Raw genomic sequence first — 854 nt, 5'->3', positions numbered from 1 at the left:
CAGTTCGACCGCGGCTATCTCTCGCCCTATTTCGTCACCAATGCCGACAAGATGCGCGTCGAGCTGGAAGAACCCTACATCCTCATCCACGAGAAGAAGCTCGGCAATCTGCAGGCGATGCTGCCGATCCTCGAAGCGGTGGTGCAGAGCGGCAGGCCGCTGCTGATCATCTCCGAGGACGTCGAGGGCGAGGCTCTGGCGACGCTGGTCGTCAACAAGCTGCGCGGCGGCCTCAAGGTCGCGGCCGTCAAGGCGCCTGGCTTCGGCGATCGCCGCAAGGCGATGCTGGAAGACATCGCCGTGCTCACGTCGGGCCAGATGATCTCCGAGGACCTCGGCATCAAGCTCGAAAACGTCACCATCGAGATGCTCGGCCGCGCCAAGCGCGTGCTGATCGAGAAGGACACCACCACGATCATCGACGGTGCCGGCACCAAGGCGACCATCCAGGCGCGCGTCGCTCAGATCAAGGGCCAGATCGAGGAGACGACGTCAGACTACGACAAGGAAAAGCTGCAGGAGCGGCTGGCCAAGCTCGCCGGCGGCGTTGCCGTCATCCGCGTCGGCGGCGTCACCGAGTCGGAAGTCAAGGAAAAGAAGGACCGCATCGACGATGCGCTGAACGCCACCCGCGCGGCGGTCGAGGAAGGCATCGTGCCCGGCGGCGGCGTCGCTCTGCTGCGTGCCCGCTCGGCGCTTGGCGGCCTGACCGGCGCCAATGCCGATGTCACGGCCGGCATCACGATCGTGCTGCGGGCGCTCGAAGCGCCGATCCGCCAGATCGCCGAGAATTCCGGCGTCGAAGGCTCAATCGTCGTCGGCAAGCTCACCGACAGCAAGGACCACAATCAGGG

Annotated in this window: 1 protein-coding gene; it reads left to right on the top strand. The window is 65.5% G+C overall.

Annotation, left to right across the window (positions count from 1 at the left end):
- A partial coding sequence (groEL, locus tag EN884_RS37360; RefSeq protein ID WP_128361202.1) for a chaperonin GroEL occupies nt 1-854 on the top strand: 854 nt, incomplete at both ends.

This window comes from Mesorhizobium sp. M7A.F.Ca.AU.001.01.1.1 (assembly GCF_004022735.1).
In the GTDB taxonomy this organism is placed as follows: Bacteria; Pseudomonadota; Alphaproteobacteria; order Rhizobiales; family Rhizobiaceae; genus Mesorhizobium; species Mesorhizobium ciceri.
The sequence above is the reverse complement of the archived record's forward strand: the minus strand, read 5'-3'. Positions and strand labels throughout refer to the sequence as shown.